The sequence below is a fragment of the Streptomyces sp. NPDC001678 genome (assembly GCF_042892945.1).
In the GTDB taxonomy this organism is placed as follows: Bacteria; Actinomycetota; Actinomycetes; order Streptomycetales; family Streptomycetaceae; genus Streptomyces.
Genome location: NZ_JBIAUP010000017.1, coordinates 54,804 through 74,214 on the forward strand (window position 1 = coordinate 54,804; position 19,411 = coordinate 74,214).

Annotated in this window: 19 protein-coding genes and 1 pseudogene; 13 read left to right on the plus strand and 7 right to left on the minus strand. The window is 71.2% G+C overall.

Annotation, left to right across the window (positions count from 1 at the left end):
• The first annotated feature begins 229 nt into the window (after positions 1 to 229).
• A complete protein-coding gene (locus ACFYZR_RS27950) occupies positions 230 to 847 on the plus strand; it encodes a hypothetical protein (protein ID WP_391915024.1) in 618 nt (205 codons plus the stop codon).
• 14 nt (positions 848 to 861) lie between these two features.
• Here ACFYZR_RS27950 and ACFYZR_RS27955 read toward each other — a convergent pair whose 3' ends face one another.
• Both ACFYZR_RS27955 and ACFYZR_RS27960 read right to left on the minus strand, forming a co-directional pair.
• Entirely contained in the window at positions 862 to 2,025 is a 1,164-nt protein-coding gene (locus ACFYZR_RS27955) for a hypothetical protein (protein WP_391915026.1), read from the minus strand.
• Positions 2,026 to 2,028: 3 nt separating this feature from the next.
• Positions 2,029 to 3,141, minus strand: a complete 1,113-nt coding sequence (locus ACFYZR_RS27960; protein ID WP_391915028.1) for an ImmA/IrrE family metallo-endopeptidase — start codon at positions 3,139 to 3,141, stop codon at positions 2,029 to 2,031.
• Positions 3,142 to 3,522: 381 nt separating this feature from the next.
• Between ACFYZR_RS27960 and ACFYZR_RS27965 the strand changes: the two genes are divergently transcribed.
• The 7 genes and pseudogenes from ACFYZR_RS27965 to ACFYZR_RS27995 all read left to right on the plus strand — a co-directional run bounded on the left by ACFYZR_RS27965 (position 3,523) and on the right by ACFYZR_RS27995 (position 10,108).
• The gene (locus ACFYZR_RS27965; protein WP_391915030.1) at positions 3,523 to 4,536 is read left to right on the plus strand and encodes an IS110 family transposase; all 1,014 of its coding nucleotides are present in this window, start codon (positions 3,523 to 3,525) and stop codon (positions 4,534 to 4,536) included.
• A gap of 128 nt (positions 4,537 to 4,664) precedes the next feature.
• On the plus strand, positions 4,665 to 4,820 hold the full coding sequence (locus ACFYZR_RS27970) for a hypothetical protein (protein WP_391915212.1): 156 nt from the start codon (positions 4,665 to 4,667) through the stop codon (positions 4,818 to 4,820).
• 257 nt (positions 4,821 to 5,077) lie between these two features.
• Entirely contained in the window at positions 5,078 to 5,566 is a 489-nt protein-coding gene (locus ACFYZR_RS27975) for a GNAT family N-acetyltransferase (protein ID WP_391915032.1), read from the plus strand.
• Between the two features lie 1,105 nt (positions 5,567 to 6,671).
• A pseudogene (locus ACFYZR_RS27980) lies at positions 6,672 to 7,550 on the plus strand (alpha/beta fold hydrolase); the annotation flags it as partial.
• A 135-nt stretch (positions 7,551 to 7,685) separates the two neighbouring features.
• Positions 7,686 to 8,612: a carboxymuconolactone decarboxylase family protein gene (locus ACFYZR_RS27985; RefSeq protein ID WP_391915214.1), complete on the plus strand. Its 927-nt coding sequence runs from the start codon at positions 7,686 to 7,688 to the stop codon at positions 8,610 to 8,612.
• 12 nt (positions 8,613 to 8,624) lie between these two features.
• On the plus strand, positions 8,625 to 9,272 hold the full coding sequence (locus ACFYZR_RS27990) for an MBL fold metallo-hydrolase (protein ID WP_391915034.1): 648 nt from the start codon (positions 8,625 to 8,627) through the stop codon (positions 9,270 to 9,272).
• Positions 9,273 to 9,328: 56 nt separating this feature from the next.
• Positions 9,329 to 10,108, plus strand: coding sequence for an exodeoxyribonuclease III (locus tag ACFYZR_RS27995; protein ID WP_391915036.1), 780 nt, complete (start codon positions 9,329 to 9,331; stop codon positions 10,106 to 10,108).
• A 41-nt stretch (positions 10,109 to 10,149) separates the two neighbouring features.
• Here ACFYZR_RS27995 and ACFYZR_RS28000 read toward each other — a convergent pair whose 3' ends face one another.
• Positions 10,150 to 12,294, minus strand: a complete 2,145-nt coding sequence (locus tag ACFYZR_RS28000) for a GDSL-type esterase/lipase family protein (RefSeq protein WP_391915038.1) — start codon at positions 12,292 to 12,294, stop codon at positions 10,150 to 10,152.
• Positions 12,295 to 12,434: 140 nt separating this feature from the next.
• Here ACFYZR_RS28000 and ACFYZR_RS28005 point away from each other — a divergent pair, with 140 nt between their 5' ends.
• The gene (locus ACFYZR_RS28005) at positions 12,435 to 12,875 is read left to right on the plus strand and encodes a DUF6278 family protein (protein WP_391915040.1); all 441 of its coding nucleotides are present in this window, start codon (positions 12,435 to 12,437) and stop codon (positions 12,873 to 12,875) included.
• A 44-nt stretch (positions 12,876 to 12,919) separates the two neighbouring features.
• Here ACFYZR_RS28005 and ACFYZR_RS28010 read toward each other — a convergent pair whose 3' ends face one another.
• Positions 12,920 to 13,786: a GntR family transcriptional regulator gene (locus tag ACFYZR_RS28010; RefSeq protein WP_391915042.1), complete on the minus strand. Its 867-nt coding sequence runs from the start codon at positions 13,784 to 13,786 to the stop codon at positions 12,920 to 12,922.
• A 211-nt stretch (positions 13,787 to 13,997) separates the two neighbouring features.
• Between ACFYZR_RS28010 and ACFYZR_RS28015 the strand changes: the two genes are divergently transcribed.
• From ACFYZR_RS28015 to ACFYZR_RS28030, 4 genes are read left to right on the plus strand one after another with little or no spacing between them, the layout of a single operon-like run.
• Positions 13,998 to 14,741, plus strand: a complete 744-nt coding sequence (locus ACFYZR_RS28015) for an amino acid ABC transporter ATP-binding protein (RefSeq protein WP_361698470.1) — start codon at positions 13,998 to 14,000, stop codon at positions 14,739 to 14,741.
• A 16-nt stretch (positions 14,742 to 14,757) separates the two neighbouring features.
• Positions 14,758 to 15,675 (plus strand): glutamate ABC transporter substrate-binding protein, encoded by a 918-nt coding sequence (locus tag ACFYZR_RS28020; RefSeq protein ID WP_391915044.1) that lies wholly within the window; start codon positions 14,758 to 14,760, stop codon positions 15,673 to 15,675.
• Positions 15,676 to 15,691: 16 nt separating this feature from the next.
• Entirely contained in the window at positions 15,692 to 16,336 is a 645-nt protein-coding gene (locus ACFYZR_RS28025) for an amino acid ABC transporter permease (protein WP_391915046.1), read from the plus strand.
• Positions 16,333 to 17,211 (plus strand): amino acid ABC transporter permease, encoded by an 879-nt coding sequence (locus tag ACFYZR_RS28030; RefSeq protein ID WP_391915048.1) that lies wholly within the window; start codon positions 16,333 to 16,335, stop codon positions 17,209 to 17,211. The genes ACFYZR_RS28025 and ACFYZR_RS28030 overlap by 4 nt, the downstream gene beginning before the upstream one ends.
• A 10-nt stretch (positions 17,212 to 17,221) precedes the next feature.
• Here the strand turns inward: ACFYZR_RS28030 and ACFYZR_RS28035 are convergent, their stop codons facing one another.
• From ACFYZR_RS28035 to ACFYZR_RS28045, 3 genes are all read right to left on the minus strand, one after another.
• Entirely contained in the window at positions 17,222 to 18,412 is a 1,191-nt protein-coding gene (locus tag ACFYZR_RS28035; RefSeq protein ID WP_391915050.1) for a globin domain-containing protein, read from the minus strand.
• 81 nt (positions 18,413 to 18,493) lie between these two features.
• Complete coding sequence (locus tag ACFYZR_RS28040; protein ID WP_391915052.1) at positions 18,494 to 18,946, minus strand: RrF2 family transcriptional regulator; 453 nt, start codon at positions 18,944 to 18,946, stop codon at positions 18,494 to 18,496.
• Between the two features lie 123 nt (positions 18,947 to 19,069).
• Positions 19,070 to 19,360 (minus strand): SH3 domain-containing protein, encoded by a 291-nt coding sequence (locus ACFYZR_RS28045; RefSeq protein WP_391915054.1) that lies wholly within the window; start codon positions 19,358 to 19,360, stop codon positions 19,070 to 19,072.
• Between the last annotated feature and the right edge of the window lie 51 nt (positions 19,361 to 19,411).

Consider the following 19,411-nt stretch of genomic DNA (forward strand, 5'->3'; position numbering starts at 1 on the left):
GGCGGTGGTCGATGACCAATGCGGAGCTATCCGGGAGGCGGCTGATGATCGCACGGGTGTCCGTACTAGCCTTGCCGTTCGTTTGGACGCGTTCCTGTGTCTAGGGCCGGTTGAGGTCTGTTGGTTTTGTTGTTGAGGCTGCTTCCGGTGGCGCGGGGCAAGCGGTAAGGATGAGTGCGTACAGCCCTGCTGGGGAGAGCGTCGGTCTAGGACGAGAGCAGGTTGGTCGATGGCAATCGTGGCACGAGAGCCTTTGGGTGTGGTTGCGGAGGCGCTGGCTCCCGGCGATCTCGTACCTCGCGATGCGAGCCTGGCGGTTGTTGAAGCCGAGCGGGTGAAGGTCGTCGCGGCTTACCGATTCGAGGCGCGAGAGCGGGAGCGGCGGGCGGCTTCGGGCATGGCTCCGCTGACGCGACCGGATGCCCTGAACCTCTTGATGGCGCTGCCGCTCGGCGAGCCGGTGCCTGCCGGATCACTGAACGGCAGGGAACGCCGAGCGTTGAAGGCTCTGCCGAAGGGGGCGGTGGTTCGGCGCGACGGATTGATTACTCGTCTGGCGACCCGGCCGGTCCATGTCGACATGGTGTTGGTGCCTGGACGCAGCTGGGAGTCGGCGATGGAGCAGGCCGAGCGGTTCACACCGTTCACTGCTCGTTCCGTATTGATGGATGGCGTGTTGCGGCGCAAGGACGAGGCGGTGATGCGCGCTGACTTCTACGGCATCGGATTGCTCCACGTCCAGGGGGATGCGGTCGAGGTTGTTGTGCCACCCAGCCCCTTCGTGCGCAAGCGCCATACGGTTGCTGGCTGGAAGTTCCTGGAAGACGTCAACCGTCAGCTCCCCTGAGGGGGTGCATCCGGCTACTGAGTGACGGGCAGTGTCGCCCATGCTTTGAGCGGCGAGGGTGCTTGGAACCCGGACTTGGGGCTCGCGCCCACTCCGATGCGCTGGTTTTCCAGTGCGTAGCGGTCGATGGCTGCAGCGCATTTATTGCGCCACCACGTCTTACGCTCGGAGCCGGCTCGGTAGCTGGCCATGTCGCTGACCCATGCGCCCCAGGTGTGGACGTTGTGGTTCTCCGCCTCACGCCGCGTTTCACCGTCGGAAAGATAAAAGCTGTCGAGGCTGCGCCCGTCGCACTCCTCGCAGTCGCAGGTTGCCGGATCCGCATTGCCGTAGACCTTGGACAAGAACTCTGCGCCCTTGAAGCACATCAACTGCGGCATCAGGATGTGCGGGTACGTGGGTCCGCCGCCGCGCTTGCCTATCCGGGCCTTCTCTTCGGGCGGTATCGCGTGACGGAGCGAGCTCTGGATGCCGATTCCCGCGCATAGGGCACCGTGCGCTATCACGTCGAGAGCTGCGAGGTCTGTGCGCAATAGCGACATGTGCTCGACCTCGGTGACCAGCCGCCGCAGGTTGGCCGGAATGTCCTTCGCCTGTTCCAGCGGGTCGAACTGGCGGAAGAGGATGACTGCCTTCGGGTGACGGATCTTGGCGCAAACCGCAATCAGTTGGCCGATGTTCTCCCGGTTCAGCCAGGTGACATCGATCGGAAGGGAGACCAGCGTGTCGGCTCGCTCGATCCGGTTGGCTTCCCGCATTACCGCTTTGAGGGCACGGGAGTCCGCCGGCGGTATGTAGCCGGTGGGTGTCAGCGCTGCGGTTGCCCCTCGCGCCTTCTGGAAGTTCAGCGAGGTGTCCACGGTGGCGAACAGTTCGTCGGGAGGTGCCATGAACGGCTCCTCCGCCGTTGCCGTGTACGTGGTGTACACGGCGCTGTCGATCAGTAATGTGCCCTGGTAGCCGACGTCGGCGCGGAGCTGGAAGGCGCGTGCGTCGGCGTTGGCGCCGGTCATGACCACGCCGCTCAGGCCGTCATCGAGGGCCGGGCGAGGTCGGGGAGTGTACTGGGCGTGTTCGTGGAGCAGTACGCGTCCCTGCAGGAGCGGCACCGCTGCCACGGTGTGGTCGAGCGTCTTCACGGCGGGCGGTCGCCGCCTGGGAACGGGGGCGTCGCTCATGAATCACCTCGCAGAAGGGTCCGGCACGTCCTTGTGTCCGGACGGAGAAGAAGCGCACAAGTAGACCTCGTGGAACTCCTCACGACCCAGGCCCGCCAGGTGAGCGGTCTCGGTCGCGCTGAGGTGGTGCTGTCCCTCAAGCCGGGTGACGGCCTGAGCGATATGACGCGGAGTCTCGCGCCGGATGACGACTGGTTCATTGGTGCGGTAGCCGAGCGCGGACAACTCGACCATGAGAGTGCGGTATTGCCATTCGCTGATCACGCCCAGGTCCACGGCCCGCCGGACGAGGGCGGCCATGGAGACCCCCCAGCGGGTTTTGAGATCCATGAGGCGGGCGACGTCGATGCCGGGCTTCAACTCGCCCAGGATGCCCTCGTGCGGCATGAGGAACTCGGCGGCGAACCGGTCGGCTTGGGTCTCCTGAGCGCGTCCCTCGCCCGGTTCGCGGTGCATGATCAGATGGCCCAGCTCGTGAGCGAGGCTGAAGCGCGAACGGTCACCAGGGGCAGTGGAGTTGAGGAGCACCAGCGGCGCCCGGCCGTGCGGCCACTGGCTCACGGCGTCGAGTTCGCTGGTCCCCAGATCGCGGACTGCAACCAGGGCGCCGGCGTCTTCGAGCAGCGCGACAAGGTCGTCGATGGGGCCGGCGGGAACGTTCCACTCTTCGCGTACCGTCTCCGCGGCGTCCGCGGGAGTGTCGAAGTCGTTGACCTCAATGGGCCTGAACCGGTGAGGGCGACGGAGGGCTGCCGCCTGGGTCACCGCTTCGACCTGGAGGCGGGTGAGCGCCAGCGTCGCATGGATTCGGCGCAGCGCGGGGGCCCCCAGCGAGGCCCGCTTGCGGTGGTGTATCAGCCCGATGCCCACCCCGGCCGTATCGGCAGCCTGGCACAGCATCTCGGGGGTGAAGTGAAGCGTGGCGGCGAACAGGAGGACCCGATCGGCCCGGACTGGGATCCGTCCGGCTTCGGCCCGGCTTACGTACCCCTGTGTGATGCGGCTGCCCTCCACGTGCGACATCCGCTCGGCAAGCTCGGACTGGGTCCACCCCCGAGAGTCGCGCGCCAGGGCGAGCATGGTGGGATCCGCCAGCAACTCCTTCTGATCGCTCACGGCCCACCCCCATCCCTGGCTAGTCTCAACTCCAGCAAGGATACACGCTTTTATGCCTCAAAATATTCCGTGCATGATCCGCAGAGTTCACGCCCTCAGGGGTATCACGCGCCACTGACACCCCAACTGCAAGCCCATTGACTGTTGTTGGGCCGGGGTGAAGGACTCGCCTACACGATCCGCCCGAGACGGTGGATCGCTGCACAGATCAGGAGGTCGCTCTGTCTATGAAGGCGGAGCTGCCGCGTTGCATTCGTCGCTGCTGTGCCTCTCGGATGTTCGTCGTCATCAACGAACATCAGTTGCCGCATAGGTGCGGTCGGCGGTCGAGTTTGAGCACGCCGGGTGCGGATGCTGTGGGGGCGGGAGGATCGGTGGGTAGTGGACACGCACCGCGATGCGCATGTGGCTGCGGTGCTCTCCTTGACGGGGGCGGTGTTGGCCACCAGCGAGTTCCCGGCCAGCGCGGTTGGATACCGGGATCTGCTGAAGTGGGCCAGGACGTCGGGAGCCGTACGGCGGGCCGGGGTGGAGGGAACCGGCTCCTATGGGGCGTCCCTGCCCCGCTATCCGCTGGCCCAGGGTGTGGATGTGTTTGACGTGAACTGGATGGACCGGGCTGATCGCCGTCGGCGGGGCAAATCGGATCCGCTCGATGCCCAGAACGCGGCGCGAGCCGTATTGAGCGGGCGGGCCTGTGCTCGTGCCAAATCTGGCGACGGGCGGCCGGTGCAGATCGCCAGGATGTACAAGCTCACGAAGGTGTCGGCCGTCAAAGCCCGTGCCCAGGCCATCAACCAGCTCAAGTTCGTCCTCGTCACGGCTGACCCTGCCTTGCGGGAAGCACTGGCCGGACTGGGTAATGCCGAACTCTTCCGTACCTGCGCGCGGTTCGCCGGCGCGAGCGGTCACGAGGAAGGCGGAGAGGAGTCGGTGCTGCAGGCGACTCGGATCGCGCTGGGTCTGCTGGCTCACCGGATCGGCCAGCTCTCCGAGCAGATCCGCGATGTGGACGCTCGCCTGGCCCGCCTAGTGGAACGCCATGCCCCGCAGCTGCTCGACGTGGTGGGCATTGGTCCGGACACCGCGGTCACGTTGCTGATCACGGTGGGGGACAACCCGGAACGCCTGGACAGTGAGGCGTCGTTCGCCGCACTGTGCGGGGTCAGTCCTGTGGAGCGTTCCTCGGGACGTCGGCAGGTCCGTCGCCTCAACCGTGGTGGTGACCGTCAGGCCAACGCCGCGCTCCATCGCATCGTGTTCACCCGACTGCGGGTCGACCCACGTACCCAGGACTACTACGAGCGCCGGATCAAGGAGGGCAAGATCCGTCGCGCAATCATCCGTTGCCTCAAGCGCTACGCGGCCCGAGAGGTCTTCCACCTGGTCAGATAGCTACAGCCGGGACCCCGCTCATAGGGGCTGTGACACGTGATGGTCACTGAGGCCCCCACCGGGTAGGTGCTGGCAGGGGGCCTCGGCGTTCCTCAGCGGCGGGATCTGCTCCTCGATCCTGCTGCGGCATCTGCGAACGCCTTGAGTGCCCGCAGCGGGCGGCGCCGCCGCTGGGCCACCCGTTGCGGGTCGGCCCGAACGGGCGGCACGTTGGTGCCCTGCGCCGTGGCGCCCATAGCCGTCGAGAGGGTCTGCATCGGTGTGATTTGAGGAGCCCCGTCTGATGGTGCCGACGGGGGCCTCCGTGTTCGGTGGACGGGCAAGGGAAGACCCGGCGCGAGATCATCCGCCAGAAACCGTTCCGACGGGGACCTCCGTGCGGAGCCGTGAGACGCCGAAGCCGCACCAGAGCGCTCCGGTGCGGCTTCGGCGTGAGATCGGTTGCGCTCGCACGAGTGGTTCCCGGGAGCGGTGCGGGAACGCCTGCCCGAGCAGCCGACCCGCCGCAGGAAGGCACTCCCCGGTGCGAAATACTCTCCCGATGAGTTCACGCACTTCTCCGATCAGCCAGCCGATCACGATACGGAGGGCAGTCGCGCGGGATGCCAAACGGCTCACGCGGCTCGTGCGTGGCTCAGGCGCCTACGAGGGTAAGTACGCAGCCGCAGTGGCGGGCTACCGGGTCGGTCCTGATTACATCGAAGCCCACCGCGCCTTCGTAGCCGTCGGCGCCGACGGGCATGGAGGCCGGGTCATCGGGTTCTACTCGCTCGTCCTCGCTCCACCGGAGCTCGACCTGCTGTTCGTCGCCGACGAAGCGCAAGGACGTGGTATCGGAAGGCTGCTCGTCGCGCACATGCAGTCCGAGGCCCGTGCCGCCGAGCTCGACCGTGTCAAGGTCGTGTCGCATCTTCCCGCCGAGGACTTCTACCACCGGGTCGGTGCAGTGCGGACCGGGACCGCGCTCGCGAACCCGCCCGCCGTGCCGTGGGACCGTCCCAAATTCGAGTTTCGCATTCCTTCGGAATGACGCGATGTGTCGGTTCGCAGGGCACCGGCTTCGCCTGCGCGGTGGCTGGCATGCAGGAGCCGCTGGACGCCGCGCGCTCCGTGTGTGCCGTCGTCTGTCCTGGCGGGGGGATCGCCTGCGCCAGCGGCCTCTCCCGGCGACTCCCTCGCCTCCGGCACTCCCAGGGCCATCGAAATCGCGTACACCTCGGCTCGTTCCACACACGATCGAGGTCGGCCGCGTAAATACGCAGTTCACACAACCCTGATCTGTGAGAGGAGGTGGTCACAGTCCACCGTCAGCGCTGTAGGGGGTGATGTCTTGCCAGTGCAGCCATCAGCGCAAGTGGAAGTAGTCACAGCCCTTGCCCCGTGGAGCGTGGCCGGCCGGCGTCGGTGCGGCCTGCGGTGGAGCGGATCGGCGGGAGGCTCCGGACAGGGGCATCAGAGCCTCGAGTGCCCGCAGCGGGCGGCGCCGCCCTGAACGAAGATGCTGGTTTCTGTGCCGTATAACGATCGGTCGGAGTCGGGTCCAGGATGCGTCAAGGGCTGGGGCTGAGCATGCTCGGTGTTCCTGGGTGGGGCTTGCCGGTTGTTGTGGCGTCCTCACGATTCTGACCGTCCGACGCGGCCCGGTACCGGCAGCGCGACGCGCCATCGGACTGGAAGGGGAGCGGACATGCCCACATCGATCGTGTCCACTACGCCGTCTGCTTCGCAGAACCGCCGTCGCCGCCCTGTGGGGGAGGTGGTTTTGGGGGCGGATACGCACCGGGATGCCCATGTGGGTGCGGTGCTCCGTGATGGGGGCGGTCGTGACACGTGATGGTCACTGGGGCCCCCGCCGGGCAGGTGCTGGCAGAGGGTCTCGGTGTTCCTCGGTGGCGAGGTCCGCTCCTCGGTCCTGCTGTGGCGTCTTCGTACACCCCGAGTGCCCGCAGCGGGCGGCGCCGCCGCTGGGCCACCCAGGACTACTACGAGCGTCGGATCAAGGAGGGCAAGACCCGTCGCGAAATCGTCCGCTGCCTCAAGCGTTACGCGGCCCGGGAGGTCTTCCACCTGGTCAGACAGTTACAGCCAGGACCCCACTCATAGGGGCTGTCGTGACAGATGAGAGGGTCTGGCGGGTGAGTGAGACACCGGCGAACACCCTCCAATACCGCTCTGACGGGCCAGAAGACGCCCCAGTCCTGGTCCTGGGGCCCGCGCTGGGTACCACATGGCATATGTGGGACCGGCAGATACCGGAGCTGACCCGCCGGTGGCGCGTCATCCGCTTCGACCTCCCGGGACACGGCGGCGCCCCCGCGGTGCCCGCCGGCACGGTCGGTGAGCTCACCGACCGGCTGCTGGCGACCCTCGACGCGCTCGGCGTCGACCGCTTCGCGTACGTGGGCTGCTGCGCCTCCGGGGCCATGGGCACCGACCTCGCCCTGCGTCACCCGGGACGGCTCCTCTCGCTCGCCGTCGTCGGCTCCGCCGCGCACTTCGCGCCCGCGCCGCGCGGGGGGATGCGTGCCGCCGACGTCCGGGCCGGCGGTCTGGAGCCGGTGGCCCGGACGGCGCCCGAGCGCTGGTTCACCCCAGCCTTCGCGAGTGCCCAGCCGGCGATCGTCGACTGGGCCGTCCAGATGGTCCGGACGACCGACCTGGCCTGCTACGAGGCGGCCTGCGAGGCGCTCGCCGCGTTCGACGTCCGCGCCGAGCTGGGCCGGATCGATCTGCCGGCGCTGGTCATCGTCGGCGCGGAGGACCAGGTGACGCCGGCCGCCGACGTCCGCGTCCTCGTCGCGGGCATCCGCGACGCCCACCTCGCCGTCGTCCCGTCGGCCCGTCACCTCACCCCGGTCGAACAGCCCACGGCCGTGACGGACCTCCTGACCCGCCACCTCACGACCCCACCCGGCCCGCAGGGGCCGCAGGGCCCCCAGGGCCGGCTGCCCGGGCTGGCCCCGGCCCCGGGCCAGCCCGCTCCGGCGGAGGCCGCTGCCGCAGGCCCGAACCCGTACCGGACGGAGGGCGCGGCGGGGGCGGCCGGTGCGTCCGGCAGCGGGAATCCGTACGCGGACGGCGCGTCCGGCGTGGATCGCGCTGCCGGAGGCGGCCGGTCCGGCGATGGCCTCCCGGGCCGCGCCGGTGCCATGGGCAGCAGCGGAAGCCCGTACGCGGACGGCGGGCCCGGCGTGGATCGCGCTGCCGGAGTCGGCGGCTCCGGTGCCCCCGGTGAGGGGGATACCCCGTCCGCCGCCGGTCGTGCGGTCGGCAGCGGGAATCCGTACAACGAGACCGTCCGGCTCACGGAGCGCGCTGCCGGAGGCAGCGGGGCGGGTGACGGCGGCAGGCCGTACGCGGACACCGTGCGCATCGGCGCCGACGGCGCCGCGCGCGACGCGGCCCGCGCCGCCGGCAGTGGCGACCCGCAGCGGCCCGCCGCCCCGGACGTGGATCGCGCTGCCGGAGTCGGTCGCTCCGGAGTGGGAGCCCCCGGTGAGGGGGATACCCCCGCCGGCGCCCGACGTACGCCCGACAGCGGAAGTCCGTACGGGGACGCCGCGCCGGGTGCGGGCCGCGCTGCCGGAAGCGGCGCGTGGGACGCGTCCCGCCGAGGCGACAGCGACGGCGACGGTGGCGGTGGCGGCGACAGCGACGGTGACGGCGGGCGCGATGCCGCCCCCGGCCGCGCCCCCGCCGGAGGCGACCCGCACGCGCGCGGGCTGCGGCTGCGCCGTGAGGTGCTCGGCGCGGGTGACGCGCTCGCGCGGCACCTCGCCCCGGGCGACTTCTCCGCCGACTACGAGGACCTCGTCACCCGCGTCGCCTGGGGCGACATCTGGTCGCGGCCCGGGCTCGACCGGCGGACCCGGTTCCTCGTCACGCTCACCGCGCTGACCGCCGGCGGGCACCTCGACGAGCTGGCCACACACACCCGTGCCGCCCTGCGCGGCGGCGTGAGCCCCGACGAGATAAAGGAAACGTTGCTGCAAGCATCCCTCTACTGCGGTCTGCCCGCCGTCGGCAGGGCCTTCGAGGTCGCCCGCCGCGTCGTCGCCGAAGAAGCGGGCGCGTAGCAAGATGGCGCCATGAAGCTGACCAAGCAGAGCCACGCCTGCATCCGGCTGGAGAAGGACGACGGCCGCACCCTCGTCATCGACCCGGGAGGGTTCAGCGAGGTGGACGCCGCCGTCGGGGCGGACGCGATCCTCGTCACCCACGAGCACCCGGACCACTTCGACGAGGGCCGGCTGCGCGCCGCCCTGGACGCCAACCCGGCCGCCGAGCTGTGGACGCTGCGCAGCGTCGCGGAGCAGGTCTCGGCGGCCTTCCCCGGCCGGGTGCACACCGTCGGGGAGGGCGACGCGTTCAGCGCCGCCGGCTTCGACGTCCAGGTGCACGGGCAGCTGCACGCCGTGATCCACCCGGACATCCCGAGGATCACCAACGTCGGCTACCTCGTCGACGGCGCGCTCTTCCACCCCGGCGACGCGCTGACCCTCCCCGGGCAGCCGGTCGAGACGCTGATGGTCCCCGTCATGGCCCCCTGGAACAAGGTCGCCGACGTCATCGACTACATCCGCGAGGTCAAGCCGCGCCGCGCCATCGACATCCACGACGCGCTCCTCACCGACCTCGCCCGGCCGGTGTACGACCGGATGCTGGGCCCGGACGGCCCCGGCGTCGGCGGGGCGGAGCACTCCCGGCTGGCCGCCGGCCAGAGCATCCGCCTCTGACCAGCACGGATCCCGACGGAGCCCGCGTTGTCACACCCGGCCGTTAGGGTGGCGGCATGCGCATCGCCACCTGGAACGTGAACTCGATCACCGCCCGACTGCCGAGGCTCCTGGCCTGGCTGGAGAGCAGCGGCACGGACGTGCTGTGCATCCAGGAGACCAAGTGCTCCGCCGAGCAGTTCCCCGTCGACGAGCTGCGCGCCCTGGGCTACGAGTCCGCGGTCAACGCCGACGGCAGGTGGAACGGCGTGGCCCTGCTCTCGCGCGTCGGCCTGGAGGAAGTGGTCTCCGGCCTGCCCGGCGGGCCGGAGTACGACGGCGTGCAGGAGCCCCGCGCGATCTCGGCGACGTGCGGCGGCGTCCGCGTCTGGTCGGTCTACGTGCCCAACGGCCGCGAGGTCGGCCACGACCACTACGCGTACAAGCTCCGCTGGCTGGAGGCCCTGCGCGACGCGGTCGCGGCCGACGCCACGGGGGAGCGGCCGTTCGCGGTCCTCGGCGACTTCAACATCGCCCCGGCCGACGACGACGTCTACGACCCGGCCGTCTTCGAGGGCGCCACGCATGTGACGCCCGCGGAGCGCGCCGCCCTCGCCGCCCTGCGCGACGCGGGCCTGTCGGACGTCGTCCCCCGCCCCCTGAAGTACGACCACCCGTACACCTACTGGGACTACCGCCAGCTCTGCTTCCCGAAGAACCGCGGCATGCGCATCGACCTCGCCTACGCCAACGCGCCCTTCACCGCCGCGGTCAAGGACGCCTACGTCGACCGTGAGGAGCGCAAGGGCAAGGGCGCCTCGGACCACGCCCCGGTCGTCGTCGACCTGGACGTCTGAGGCCCGGCCCAGCCCAGCCCACATGGGCGGCGGTCGTCGGGTCAGACCAGCCGCCGCAGGTCGATCGCCTCGCTGAACGCCCTCATCCCCGCGTCGTTGGGGTGGAGGTGGTCGCCGCCGTCGAAGCGCGGCAGCATACGGTCGGGCCGGTCAGGGTCGCGGATCGCGGCGTCGAAGTCGAAGACGGCGTCGTAGAGCCCCAGCCCGGCCCGGATGTGCCGGTTGATGGCCACGCGGTACGACTCCGCCTCGGCCGTGCAGTCGAAGAAGCCGCCGCACGGCGCGACGGTGGCCACCGCGACGCGCAGGCCCCGCTCGTGGGCGGTGGCCGCGATCCTGTCGAGGGTGGCGATGACCTCGTCGGCCGTGGTCCCGGCGCGGATGTCGTTGACGCCCTCGAAGACCACGACGGTCCGGGCGCCGGTCTGCGCCAGCACATCGCGCTCCAGCCGGTGCTCCGCGCTCACCCCGCTCAGCACCGAGCTGGCCCCGGTACCCGGGTAGCGGTCGGCCACGACGCGGTTGCCGGAGATGCCGTGGTTGAGGACGCCGAGGCGCGGCACGTCCCGCTGGTCGCGCAGCCGCCGGGCCAGGAGGTCCGGCCAGCGCCTGTTCGCCCCCGGCGTGGAGCGCTCGCCGTCGGTGATGGAGTCGCCCAGGGCGACCACCGAGCCGGGGCCGCCGGCCACGTCCACCCCGGTCAGCAGGGGCCAGCTCGCCAGCGCGGTGCCGTACGCCTCGCCGCCCCGCTCGCCCGTGCGGTCGCCCGCGCCGTCGGCGCCGATGTAGGAGGTCTGGCTGGTGTAGCTGTGCACGGGCAGGGCCCTTACGGTCCCCGGCAGGTGGATGCTCACCAGGAGGTTGGTGTCCGGCGGCACCCGGAAGCCCACCGGGTCGCTGAACTGCTGGGCCCCGGCGGGCAGCTCCGCCCCGGACCGCCCCCCGAAGGTCAGCGGCACGGGCCGCCCGGCCGCCGCCGCGCCCTTGCCCTGCAACGCCACCGTGGCGTGCCCGATCCGGACCGGGGCGGGGGAGAACGTGTTCTCCAGCCGGATCCGGGCGCGCGGCCCGCCCACGCTGCTGTGCACGACCAGCCGGAGCGTCCGGTCCGTCCACGGGCCCACCGTGGTGTACCCGGACGTGGACGCCGCCCAGCTGCCGGTCCACCCGTTCGAGGGATCGCGCAGGGCGAGGGAGAAGACGTGCAGCCCGGCCTCGCGGCCGGCCCTCGGCAGGGTCACGGAGGAGACCTCGCGGCCCCGCTCGACGGGCACGGTCACCGCGTACAGCCGGACGGTCCCGGCCCGCCGGCCGTCGGGTGTGTTGCGGTGGGGGAGGCCCAGGAGCTTGGTGGGGAGCGGGCCGGTGCGCCAGTCCGGGGCGCGCAGCCGGTACGGGCTCCGGGAGCCGTCGCGGTAGCGGACCAGGCCCGTACCGGCCGCGCCGTCGCGCGATCGCGCGCGGGAACCGCCCGCCACCAGGAACGTCAGGGCCTCGCCGCGCCCGGTCAGCCGTACGGCCTGACCGTCCGCCAGGACGTTGTCGGGGTGGCCCGGCGCCGTGGCGGGCCAGCGCAGCGCGGCGCCGTCGACGGCGATCGTCCGGCCGGGCGTCCAGCCCGCGGCCCTGAGCTCCTGGGCGGAGAAGGAGTCGCCCCGGCCGTCGAAGTCCGCGGCTCCGGGGCGGGCGTCGTCGCTGACGCCCCGGTTGTCGAAGAGCCGCTCCAGGGGGAGCGGGAGCGGCTGTCCGTCCGGCGCGGCGTCGCCGGTCAGGATCCGGTCGGGTACGGGGTCCGGTGCCGGGTTCGATGCGGGGTTCGACGCGGGGTCCGGTGCCGGGTCCGAGGCTGGGTCCGACGCGGGGTCGTCCGGGCCGGTGGTGGTGTCCGGTCCGGTCGTGTCCGTCCCACTGGTGTCGGGCCTGCCGGCGCCCGACCCGCCTGCGTCGGACCTGCCGATGTCGGGCCCGCCCGCGTCGGACCCGCCGGTGTCCGCCGCCGTGTCGGCACGGTCCGGGCCGGGGGCCGCCGTCGCGGGGAGGGCGCCCAGCCCGAGGGCGCAGGCCGCGGCCACCGCGACGGCCCCCGTCACGACCGCCCGGCGGGCGGCGGCGACCGGTCTGTGACGTGTTCCGTGGGGCGTCCCACCGGACCCCCTGGGCTTCGATGTCCGGAACATGCGCGTCATGCCTCCCAGCGTTCCCCCGCTCTGAGTGTGGCGGGATGAAGCTAAGGAGACGGCTGGGGAACGTCAAGGAGGCCACCCGGCCACGTCGTTCACCGCGTGCCGGTGGTGGGGCCATCCGTGCGAGTGAGATCCTGCGCGGTATGAACATTCCCTTCTTGGACGGCTGGCGCAAGCGGCACGGTCCGTCGCACGGTGCGGTGTCGCCCGACGTCGCGAACAGGGACCCGGAGGGTCTGGCCGAGCTGCTGGCGGAGTGCGAACTGCTGCGCGCCCACGCCGAGTCGGCCGGTGTCGCGCTCGACGACGCGCCGTCGTCCCTGGAGGCGCTGGACCAGCTCCAGCCGCGCTGGCGCGACGACCCCGAACTGCTGCCCTGGCTCGGCAATGACGCGGGGCTCTACCTGGGCACGGTCGTCGTCCGTACGGTCCGGGGCGCCGGCTGGTGGCTCCGGCAGGACGGCCAGCCGGTGGTGCGGCTGGCCGGCGGCCGGGAGATCGATGTGGTGGACGCGGGCCGGACGTGGGCGGCCGACGGCGCGCCGGAGCTGTCGCAGCTCTACGCGGAGCTCGCCGAGGTCTGACGCCGCCGTCGGCGCCGGGCCCAGGGGAACGCCCGTCACGCCCGTCAGCTCGTGAACGTGATGGTGTACTCCAGCCGCCAGCGGTCCGCGCGGACCACGATGTCCGACGTCTCCACGGCCCGGTCGTCGCCGTCGAAGTGCGTGCGCTCCACGACGGTGACGCACTGGCCCGCCGCGCACCCCAGGGCCTCCGCCTCCGGGGTGGTGGCCGGCCGGGAACCCACCAGCTCACGGGCCCTGACGACCCGGATGCCGATGGCGGCCAGCCGGCCGCGCACCCCGCGCCGGGCGTAGGGGCCGCGCTCGGGGAGGGCCACGTCGGTGCCCTCGGTGATGGTCAGCGGCTCCCAGCTGGTGGCGAGCTGTACGGGGTGCCGGTTGGCCAGGTACTCGTACTGGGTGCACAGCACCGGCTCGCCGGCGCCGATGCCCAGCCGTTCGGCGATCGGCGCCGGGGCGGGCGTCTCGCTGGAGGTGGCCTCCCAGGTCAGCGCCGTATCCCGGGCCGGCGTCGCGTCCCGGGTCGGCGTGGTGTCCCGGGGCAGTGCCGGGTCCAGGGACAGCGCCGTGTCCCGGGCCGCCGGGTCGCCCGGCCCCGGGGCGGGCGCCCCCCTGCCGCCGTAGCAGCGGATCTGCGCCGCGAAGGGCGAGTCGACCGCCCCGGTCGAGCGCAGCAGCGTGCCCAGGGGCGCCCGGTCGGTGACGAACACCCCCCGCCCGAACTGGCCCTCCGCGTAGCCGGCCGCCTTCAGCACCCGTACCGCACGGTCCACGGTCTGATCGCTGGCCTCGTACGCGCGTTTGAGCTCGGAGCGGGACGGGATGCGGTCGCCCACGGCGAGCCCACCCTCGTCGATCCGCCGCCGCAAGTCGTCCGCGATGCGCAGATATACGGGCCTGCTGTCGCCCACGTGGGGCTCCCTTCCCCCTCGGTTCCCCCGTCCGGACCCCACAGGCTAGGTACCCAGGCTGGGTCTGTGTACCTAGGGCAAATGGCCGCTCGCGCCGACCCGTTCCGGTGCCATCGGCGGGCCCGCCGTGTGTCACCGCCGGGGCTCCGTCTCCCCGCGGACTACGGTGCGGCGACCGCCGGAGCGCCGAGAGCGAGTGGGTAGGACTGGTATGGCCGTCGAGCCATTGATCGAGCTGCGTGACGTCAACAAGCACTACGGAAAACTGCACGTGCTGAAGGACGTCAACCTCACCGTCGGCCGCGGCGAGGTGGTGGTGGTCATCGGGCCCTCCGGTTCCGGGAAGTCCACCCTGTGCCGGACCATCAACCGCCTAGAACCGGTGGAGTCCGGCACCATCACCCTCGACGGGCAGCCGCTGCCCGAGGAGGGCCGGGACCTCGCCCGGCTCCGCGCCGAGGTCGGCATGGTCTTCCAGTCCTTCAATCTCTTCGCCCACAAGACCGTCCTCGCCAATGTCTCCCTGGCTCAGGTCAAGGTGCGCAGACGCGGCAAGGAGGAGGCCGACCGGCGCTCGCGCGAACTGCTGGAAAGGGTCGGGCTGCTGGCCCACGCCGAGAAGTACCCCGCGCAGCTCTCCGGCGGCCAGCAGCAGCGGGTCGCCATCGCCCGCGCGCTGGCCATGGACCCCAAGGCGCTCCTCTTCGACGAGCCGACCTCGGCCCTCGACCCCGAGATGATCAACGAGGTGCTGGAGGTCATGCGGCAGCTCGCCCGGGAGGGCCGGACGATGGTCGTCGTCACCCATGAGATGGGCTTCGCCCGCTACGCCGCCAACCGCGTCGTCTTCATGGCGGACGGCCGCATCGTCGAGGACCGCACCCCCGAGGAGTTCTTCACCGCGCCCGAGAGCGAGCGCGCCAAGGACTTCCTGTCCAAGATCCTCAAGCACTGAGGCGGGTGGACCGACCATGGGACGCCGTCTCGCCCCCCTCGCCCTGGCCGCCCTCACCGGTCTCGTCGTCCTCCTCGCCGCTGGCTGCGGCAAGGAGGGCAGCCCGCCCGTCAAGGGGCCCAAGCCGGCGGCGCTGCCCGTCTACCACGTCGCCCAGGGGTTCCGGCTGCCGGACTCCGCCACCTGGCGGGCCGCCGAGCGCCGCGGCCACCTCGTCGCCGGCGTCAAGGAGGACCAGCCCTACCTGGGCCAGAAGGACCCGGCGACCGGCGTCTACTCCGGCTTCGACATCGAGATCGCCAGGATGATGTCCGCCTCCTTGGGCTTCGACCCGAAGAACCTCGCCTTTCGCACCATCGCCTCCGCCAACCGCGAGACCGCCCTCCAGAACGGCCAGATCGACTACTACGTCGGCACCTACACCATCAACGCGCTGCGCAAGAAGCAGGTGGGCTTCGCCGGGCCGTACTTCATCGCCGGGCAGGACCTGCTGATCCGCAGGGACGAGAAGGGCATCGACGGGCCCCAGGACCTGGCGGGCAAACGCGTCTGCTCGGCGGCCGGCTCCACCCCGCTGCAGCGCATCGAGAAGGACTACCCCAAGGCCGTCGCCGTCGCCTACGACACCTACTCGATCTGCGTGGACAACCTCCTCAGCCTCCAGGTGGACGCCGTCACCACCGACAACACCATCCTCCTGGGCTATGCCGCCAAGGCGCCCGAGGAGCTGAAGGTCGTGGGCCGCCTCTTCTCCCAGGAGCCCTACGGCATCGGCGTCCCCCACTCCGACACGGCCCTGCGCTTCGCCCTCGACGACGCCATCACGGCCCACGAGAAGAACGGCGACTGGAAGAAGGCGTACGACGCCACCCTCGGCCTGTCCGGGGTCCCCGCCCCGAAGCCGCCCGCCGTCGACCGCTACCCGGCGGGCTGAGGAGGACGCGAGCCCCATGAACGTACTCACCGACAACTTCTCCCTCTACGGCAAGGGCTTCCTCGGCACCGTCGAACTCACCGTCTACGCCTCGCTGCTCGCGCTCGTCCTCGGCTTCCTCATGGCCTCCTTCCGCGTCGCCCCCGTCGGCTCGCTGCGCGTGTTCGGCACGGTGTGGGTGACGGTGCTGCGCAACACCCCGCTCACCCTGCTCTTCTTCGCCGTCCTGCTGGGCCTGCCGCGCTTCGGGCTCGTCCTGCCCTTCCAGCTCTTCGCGGTCCTCGCCCTGGGCTGCTACACCTCCGCCTTCATCTGCGAGGCCTTGCGCTCCGGCATCAACACCGTGCCGACCGGCCAGGGCGAGGCGGCCCGCAGCCTCGGCATGACCTTCCGCCAGACCCTCGGCGCCGTCGTCCTGCCCCAGGCCTTCCGCTCGGTCATCCCGCCCGTCGGCTCCACGCTCATCGCCCTCGCGAAGAACTCCGCCATCGCCGGCTCGTTCAGCGTCACCGAGCTCCTCGGCACCTACAAGACGCTCAACGAACTCGGCTACAGCATCATCTGGTCCTTCATCTGGATCGCCGTCGGCTATCTGATCGTGACCCTGTCCATCAGCGCGCTCTTCAACGTGCTGGAGAAGCGCTGGGGAGTCGCCCGATGACCGCGCACGCGCCGGCCGCCACCGCCCTCTACGACATCCCCGGCCCCCACGCCCGCCGCCGCCACCTGCTCTACGGGCTCGCCGCCACCGCCGTCATCCTCGGCATCCTCGCCTGGATCGTCACGCTCCTCTTCGACACCCACCAGTTCACGGCGGCGAAATGGAGCCCCTTCGAGTACAAGGGCGTCCAGGAGCTCCTGCTGCGCGGCCTCGGCAACACCCTGCGGGCCTTCGGCTACGCCGCCGTCCTCTCCCTCGCCCTCGGCGGGATCCTCGCCTGCGGCCGGCTCTCCGTCCACCGGCCGCTGCGCTGGGCCGCCACCGTCGTCGTGGAGTTCTTCCGCGCGATGCCGGTGCTGGTGATGATCTTCTTCGTCTTCGTCGCCCTCAAGGTCCAGCCCCTGCCCGCCCTGGTCACCGGCCTGACCCTCTACAACGGCTCGGTCCTCGCCGAGGTCTTCCGCACCGGCGTCAACTCCGTCGACCGCGGCCAGCGGGAGGCCGCGTACTCCCTGGGCATGTACAAGACCCAGGTGATGACCCACATCCTCGTCCCCCAGGCGCTGCGCGCCATGCTGCCCACCATCATCAGCCAGCTCGTCGTCGCCCTGAAGGACACCTCGCTGGGCTTCCTCATCACGTACGAGGAGTTCCTCCACGCGGGCAAGCTGATCGCCAGCAATCTCGACTACGACCTGCCGTTCATCCCCGTCGTGATGATCATCTCCCCGATCTACATCGGGATGTGCATGCTGCTGTCCTGGCTCGCCACCTGGGTGGCCAAGCGCCAGCGCCGCAGCGTGAAGACGGAGGCCGTGGAGGTCGCCCCCGCGGAACCGGGCACCTTGATGCCGGGCGCGGGGGCGCACCCGTAAGGGGACCGGATCAGGCGTCCGCCCCCAGCCACAGGTCCGGGCCGAAGACCTCGTAGTGGATGTCGGCGGCGGCCACGCCGGATGCCAGGAGCTGGGCGCGGGCCGTCTTCAGGAAGGGCAGGGGGCCGCAGAGGTAGGCGACGGTGCCCGCCGGGATGTCGAGGGTGGTGAGGTCCGCGCGGCCCGTGCGGCTGGTGGGGTGGGGGAGTTCAGGGTGCTCGTACCAGACGTGGGCGGCGGCGTTCGGGAGCTTGGCGACGAGCTGGTGGAGGTCGGCGCGGAAGGCGTGGGCGGTCTCGGTGCGGTCGGCGTGGACGGCGATGACGCGGCGGGTGGCGCCGGTGGCGGCCAGGTGGGAGAGCATGCCGATCACCGGGGTGCAGCCGATGCCCGCGGACGCCAGCAGGACGGGGGAGTCGCCGTCGGCCAGGGTGACGTCGCCGAAGGGGACGCTGACGAGGGGGGTGTCGCCCACGGCGACGTGGTCGTGGAGGTGGTTGGAGACCTCGCCCGCGGGGTCGCCGGCGACGCGTTTGACGGAGAACTGGAGGGCGTTCTCCGGGTGGCCGGAGAGGCTGTACTGGCGTATCTGGCGCGCGCCGTCGGGCAGGGGCACCTGGACGGAGACGTACTGGCCGGGGCGTGCGACGGGGAGCGGGCGGCCGTCGGCCGGGCGGACGAGGAAGGTGGTGACCTCGGGCGTTTCCGCCTGGCGGGCGATGACGTGGCAGGGGATGAAGACGTCGGCGTCCGGGGTGCCGGCCTCGGCGTAGAGGCGGGCCTCGACGGCGATGAGGGCGTTCGCCATCAGCCAGTAGACCTCGTCCCAGGCGGCGGCGACCTCGGGGGTGACCGCGTCCCCCAGGACCTCGGCGATGGCGGCGAAGAGGTGCCGCTGGACGATGGGGTACTGGTCGGCCGTGATGCCGAGGGAGGCGTGCTTGTGGGCGATGCGGGAGAGCATCGCGTCGGGCCGGGCGTCCGGGTTCTCGACCAGGCCCGTGGCGAAGGCGGCGACGGCGCCCGCGAGGGCCCGCTGCTGGGTGCCCCGGGCCTGGTTGCCGCGGTTGAACAGGTCGCGCAGGAGGGCGGGGTGGGCGGCGAAGAGCTTGTCGTAGAAGAGCGGGGCGATCTCACCGATCGCGCCGCCGACGGCGGGCAGGGTGGCACGGACGAGCTCGGTCGACTTCGGGGACAGCATCTGCGGCTCCTCGGGTCCTTAATTGGTATCTGAGATTCGTATTTTTGGGTGTGGGGGACTACGGTCGGGGAGGGGGTGTTTCTAGTGCTCCGGGCGGGTGGTGAGGGACAGGAGGACCGGGCCCGTCGGCGGGCCCGTCAGATCCTCGATGGTCAGGGGGTCGAGCGTCGCGAAGAACGCTTCCTGGGCCTCGCGCAGCGCTCCGCGCAGCCGGCAGGCGCCCCGCAGCGGGCACGGCGGCTCGTCCTCGCAGCCGACGACGTCGCCCGTGCCCTCCAGCTCGCGCAGCAGGCGGCCGACGGACCGTCCGCGCCCGGCGGTGGTGAGGGCGAGCCCGCCGCCGCGGCCCCGGCGGGCCTCGACGACGCCCAGGTGCTGAAGGCGGCTGACCACCTTGGCGGCGTGGGTGTACGGCACGCCGACGGCACCTGCCACCTCGCGGGTGGTGGGCGCCGCGGAATCCCCCGCGTCGTCCGTCACGGCCAGGCGCATCGCGATGCGCAGGGCGATGTCGGTGCTCTTGGTCAGTCGCACGTCACTCACTTTAGTTAATGCGAGTATGGGAGTCCAATTAAAGGCCGCGAAAGCGCGTGCTGCCGCGCACGGGGGTGGCGCGGCAGCACGCGCTGCTCGTCAGGCGGTGCCTCAGGCAGTGCCTCAGTGCTCGGCGACGACCCGGGCGACGGTCTCCTGGTCGAAGTTCACGGCGCTGCACCAGCCGCCCATCACGAGCTCGAACCAGATGTCGCTGATGATCACGCCCTTGGGGTTCTCGCCCTCGACGACCTCGTCGCCGGTCACCCAGCCGACCGCGTCGTAGCTCACGTCGTCACCCGGCAGCAGCAGCTTCTGGACCGGGCTCTCCAGGGACGGGCCGGAGCGGACGTTCGAGTCGCGCCAGATCGGGCCGATGGAGTAGGGCTGTGCGGGGGCGTCCGCTGCGGACATGTTCTGTCTCCCTGGATCTCTGAATCTCAAGTGGTGGAGTGGGAAAGCGTG

Bases quoted from the DNA above. Each gene is read 5' to 3' on its own strand.
- ACFYZR_RS27950 (WP_391915024.1), top strand. From the start codon at position 230: ATGGCAATCGTGGCACGAGAGCCTTTGGGTGTGGTTGCGGAGGCGCTG.
- ACFYZR_RS27955 (WP_391915026.1), bottom strand. From the start codon at position 2,025: ATGAGCGACGCCCCCGTTCCCAGGCGGCGACCGCCCGCCGTGAAGACG.
- ACFYZR_RS27975 (WP_391915032.1), top strand. From the start codon at position 5,078: ATGAGTTCACGCACTTCTCCGATCAGCCAGCCGATCACGATACGGAGG.
- ACFYZR_RS27985 (WP_391915214.1), top strand. From the start codon at position 7,686: ATGGGCAGCAGCGGAAGCCCGTACGCGGACGGCGGGCCCGGCGTGGAT.
- ACFYZR_RS27990 (WP_391915034.1), top strand. From the start codon at position 8,625: ATGAAGCTGACCAAGCAGAGCCACGCCTGCATCCGGCTGGAGAAGGAC.
- ACFYZR_RS27995 (WP_391915036.1), top strand. From the start codon at position 9,329: ATGCGCATCGCCACCTGGAACGTGAACTCGATCACCGCCCGACTGCCG.
- ACFYZR_RS28000 (WP_391915038.1), bottom strand. From the start codon at position 12,294: ATGACGCGCATGTTCCGGACATCGAAGCCCAGGGGGTCCGGTGGGACG.
- ACFYZR_RS28005 (WP_391915040.1), top strand. From the start codon at position 12,435: ATGAACATTCCCTTCTTGGACGGCTGGCGCAAGCGGCACGGTCCGTCG.
- ACFYZR_RS28015 (WP_361698470.1), top strand. From the start codon at position 13,998: ATGGCCGTCGAGCCATTGATCGAGCTGCGTGACGTCAACAAGCACTAC.
- ACFYZR_RS28020 (WP_391915044.1), top strand. From the start codon at position 14,758: ATGGGACGCCGTCTCGCCCCCCTCGCCCTGGCCGCCCTCACCGGTCTC.
- ACFYZR_RS28025 (WP_391915046.1), top strand. From the start codon at position 15,692: ATGAACGTACTCACCGACAACTTCTCCCTCTACGGCAAGGGCTTCCTC.
- ACFYZR_RS28030 (WP_391915048.1), top strand. From the start codon at position 16,333: ATGACCGCGCACGCGCCGGCCGCCACCGCCCTCTACGACATCCCCGGC.
- ACFYZR_RS28035 (WP_391915050.1), bottom strand. From the start codon at position 18,412: ATGCTGTCCCCGAAGTCGACCGAGCTCGTCCGTGCCACCCTGCCCGCC.
- ACFYZR_RS28045 (WP_391915054.1), bottom strand. From the start codon at position 19,360: ATGTCCGCAGCGGACGCCCCCGCACAGCCCTACTCCATCGGCCCGATC.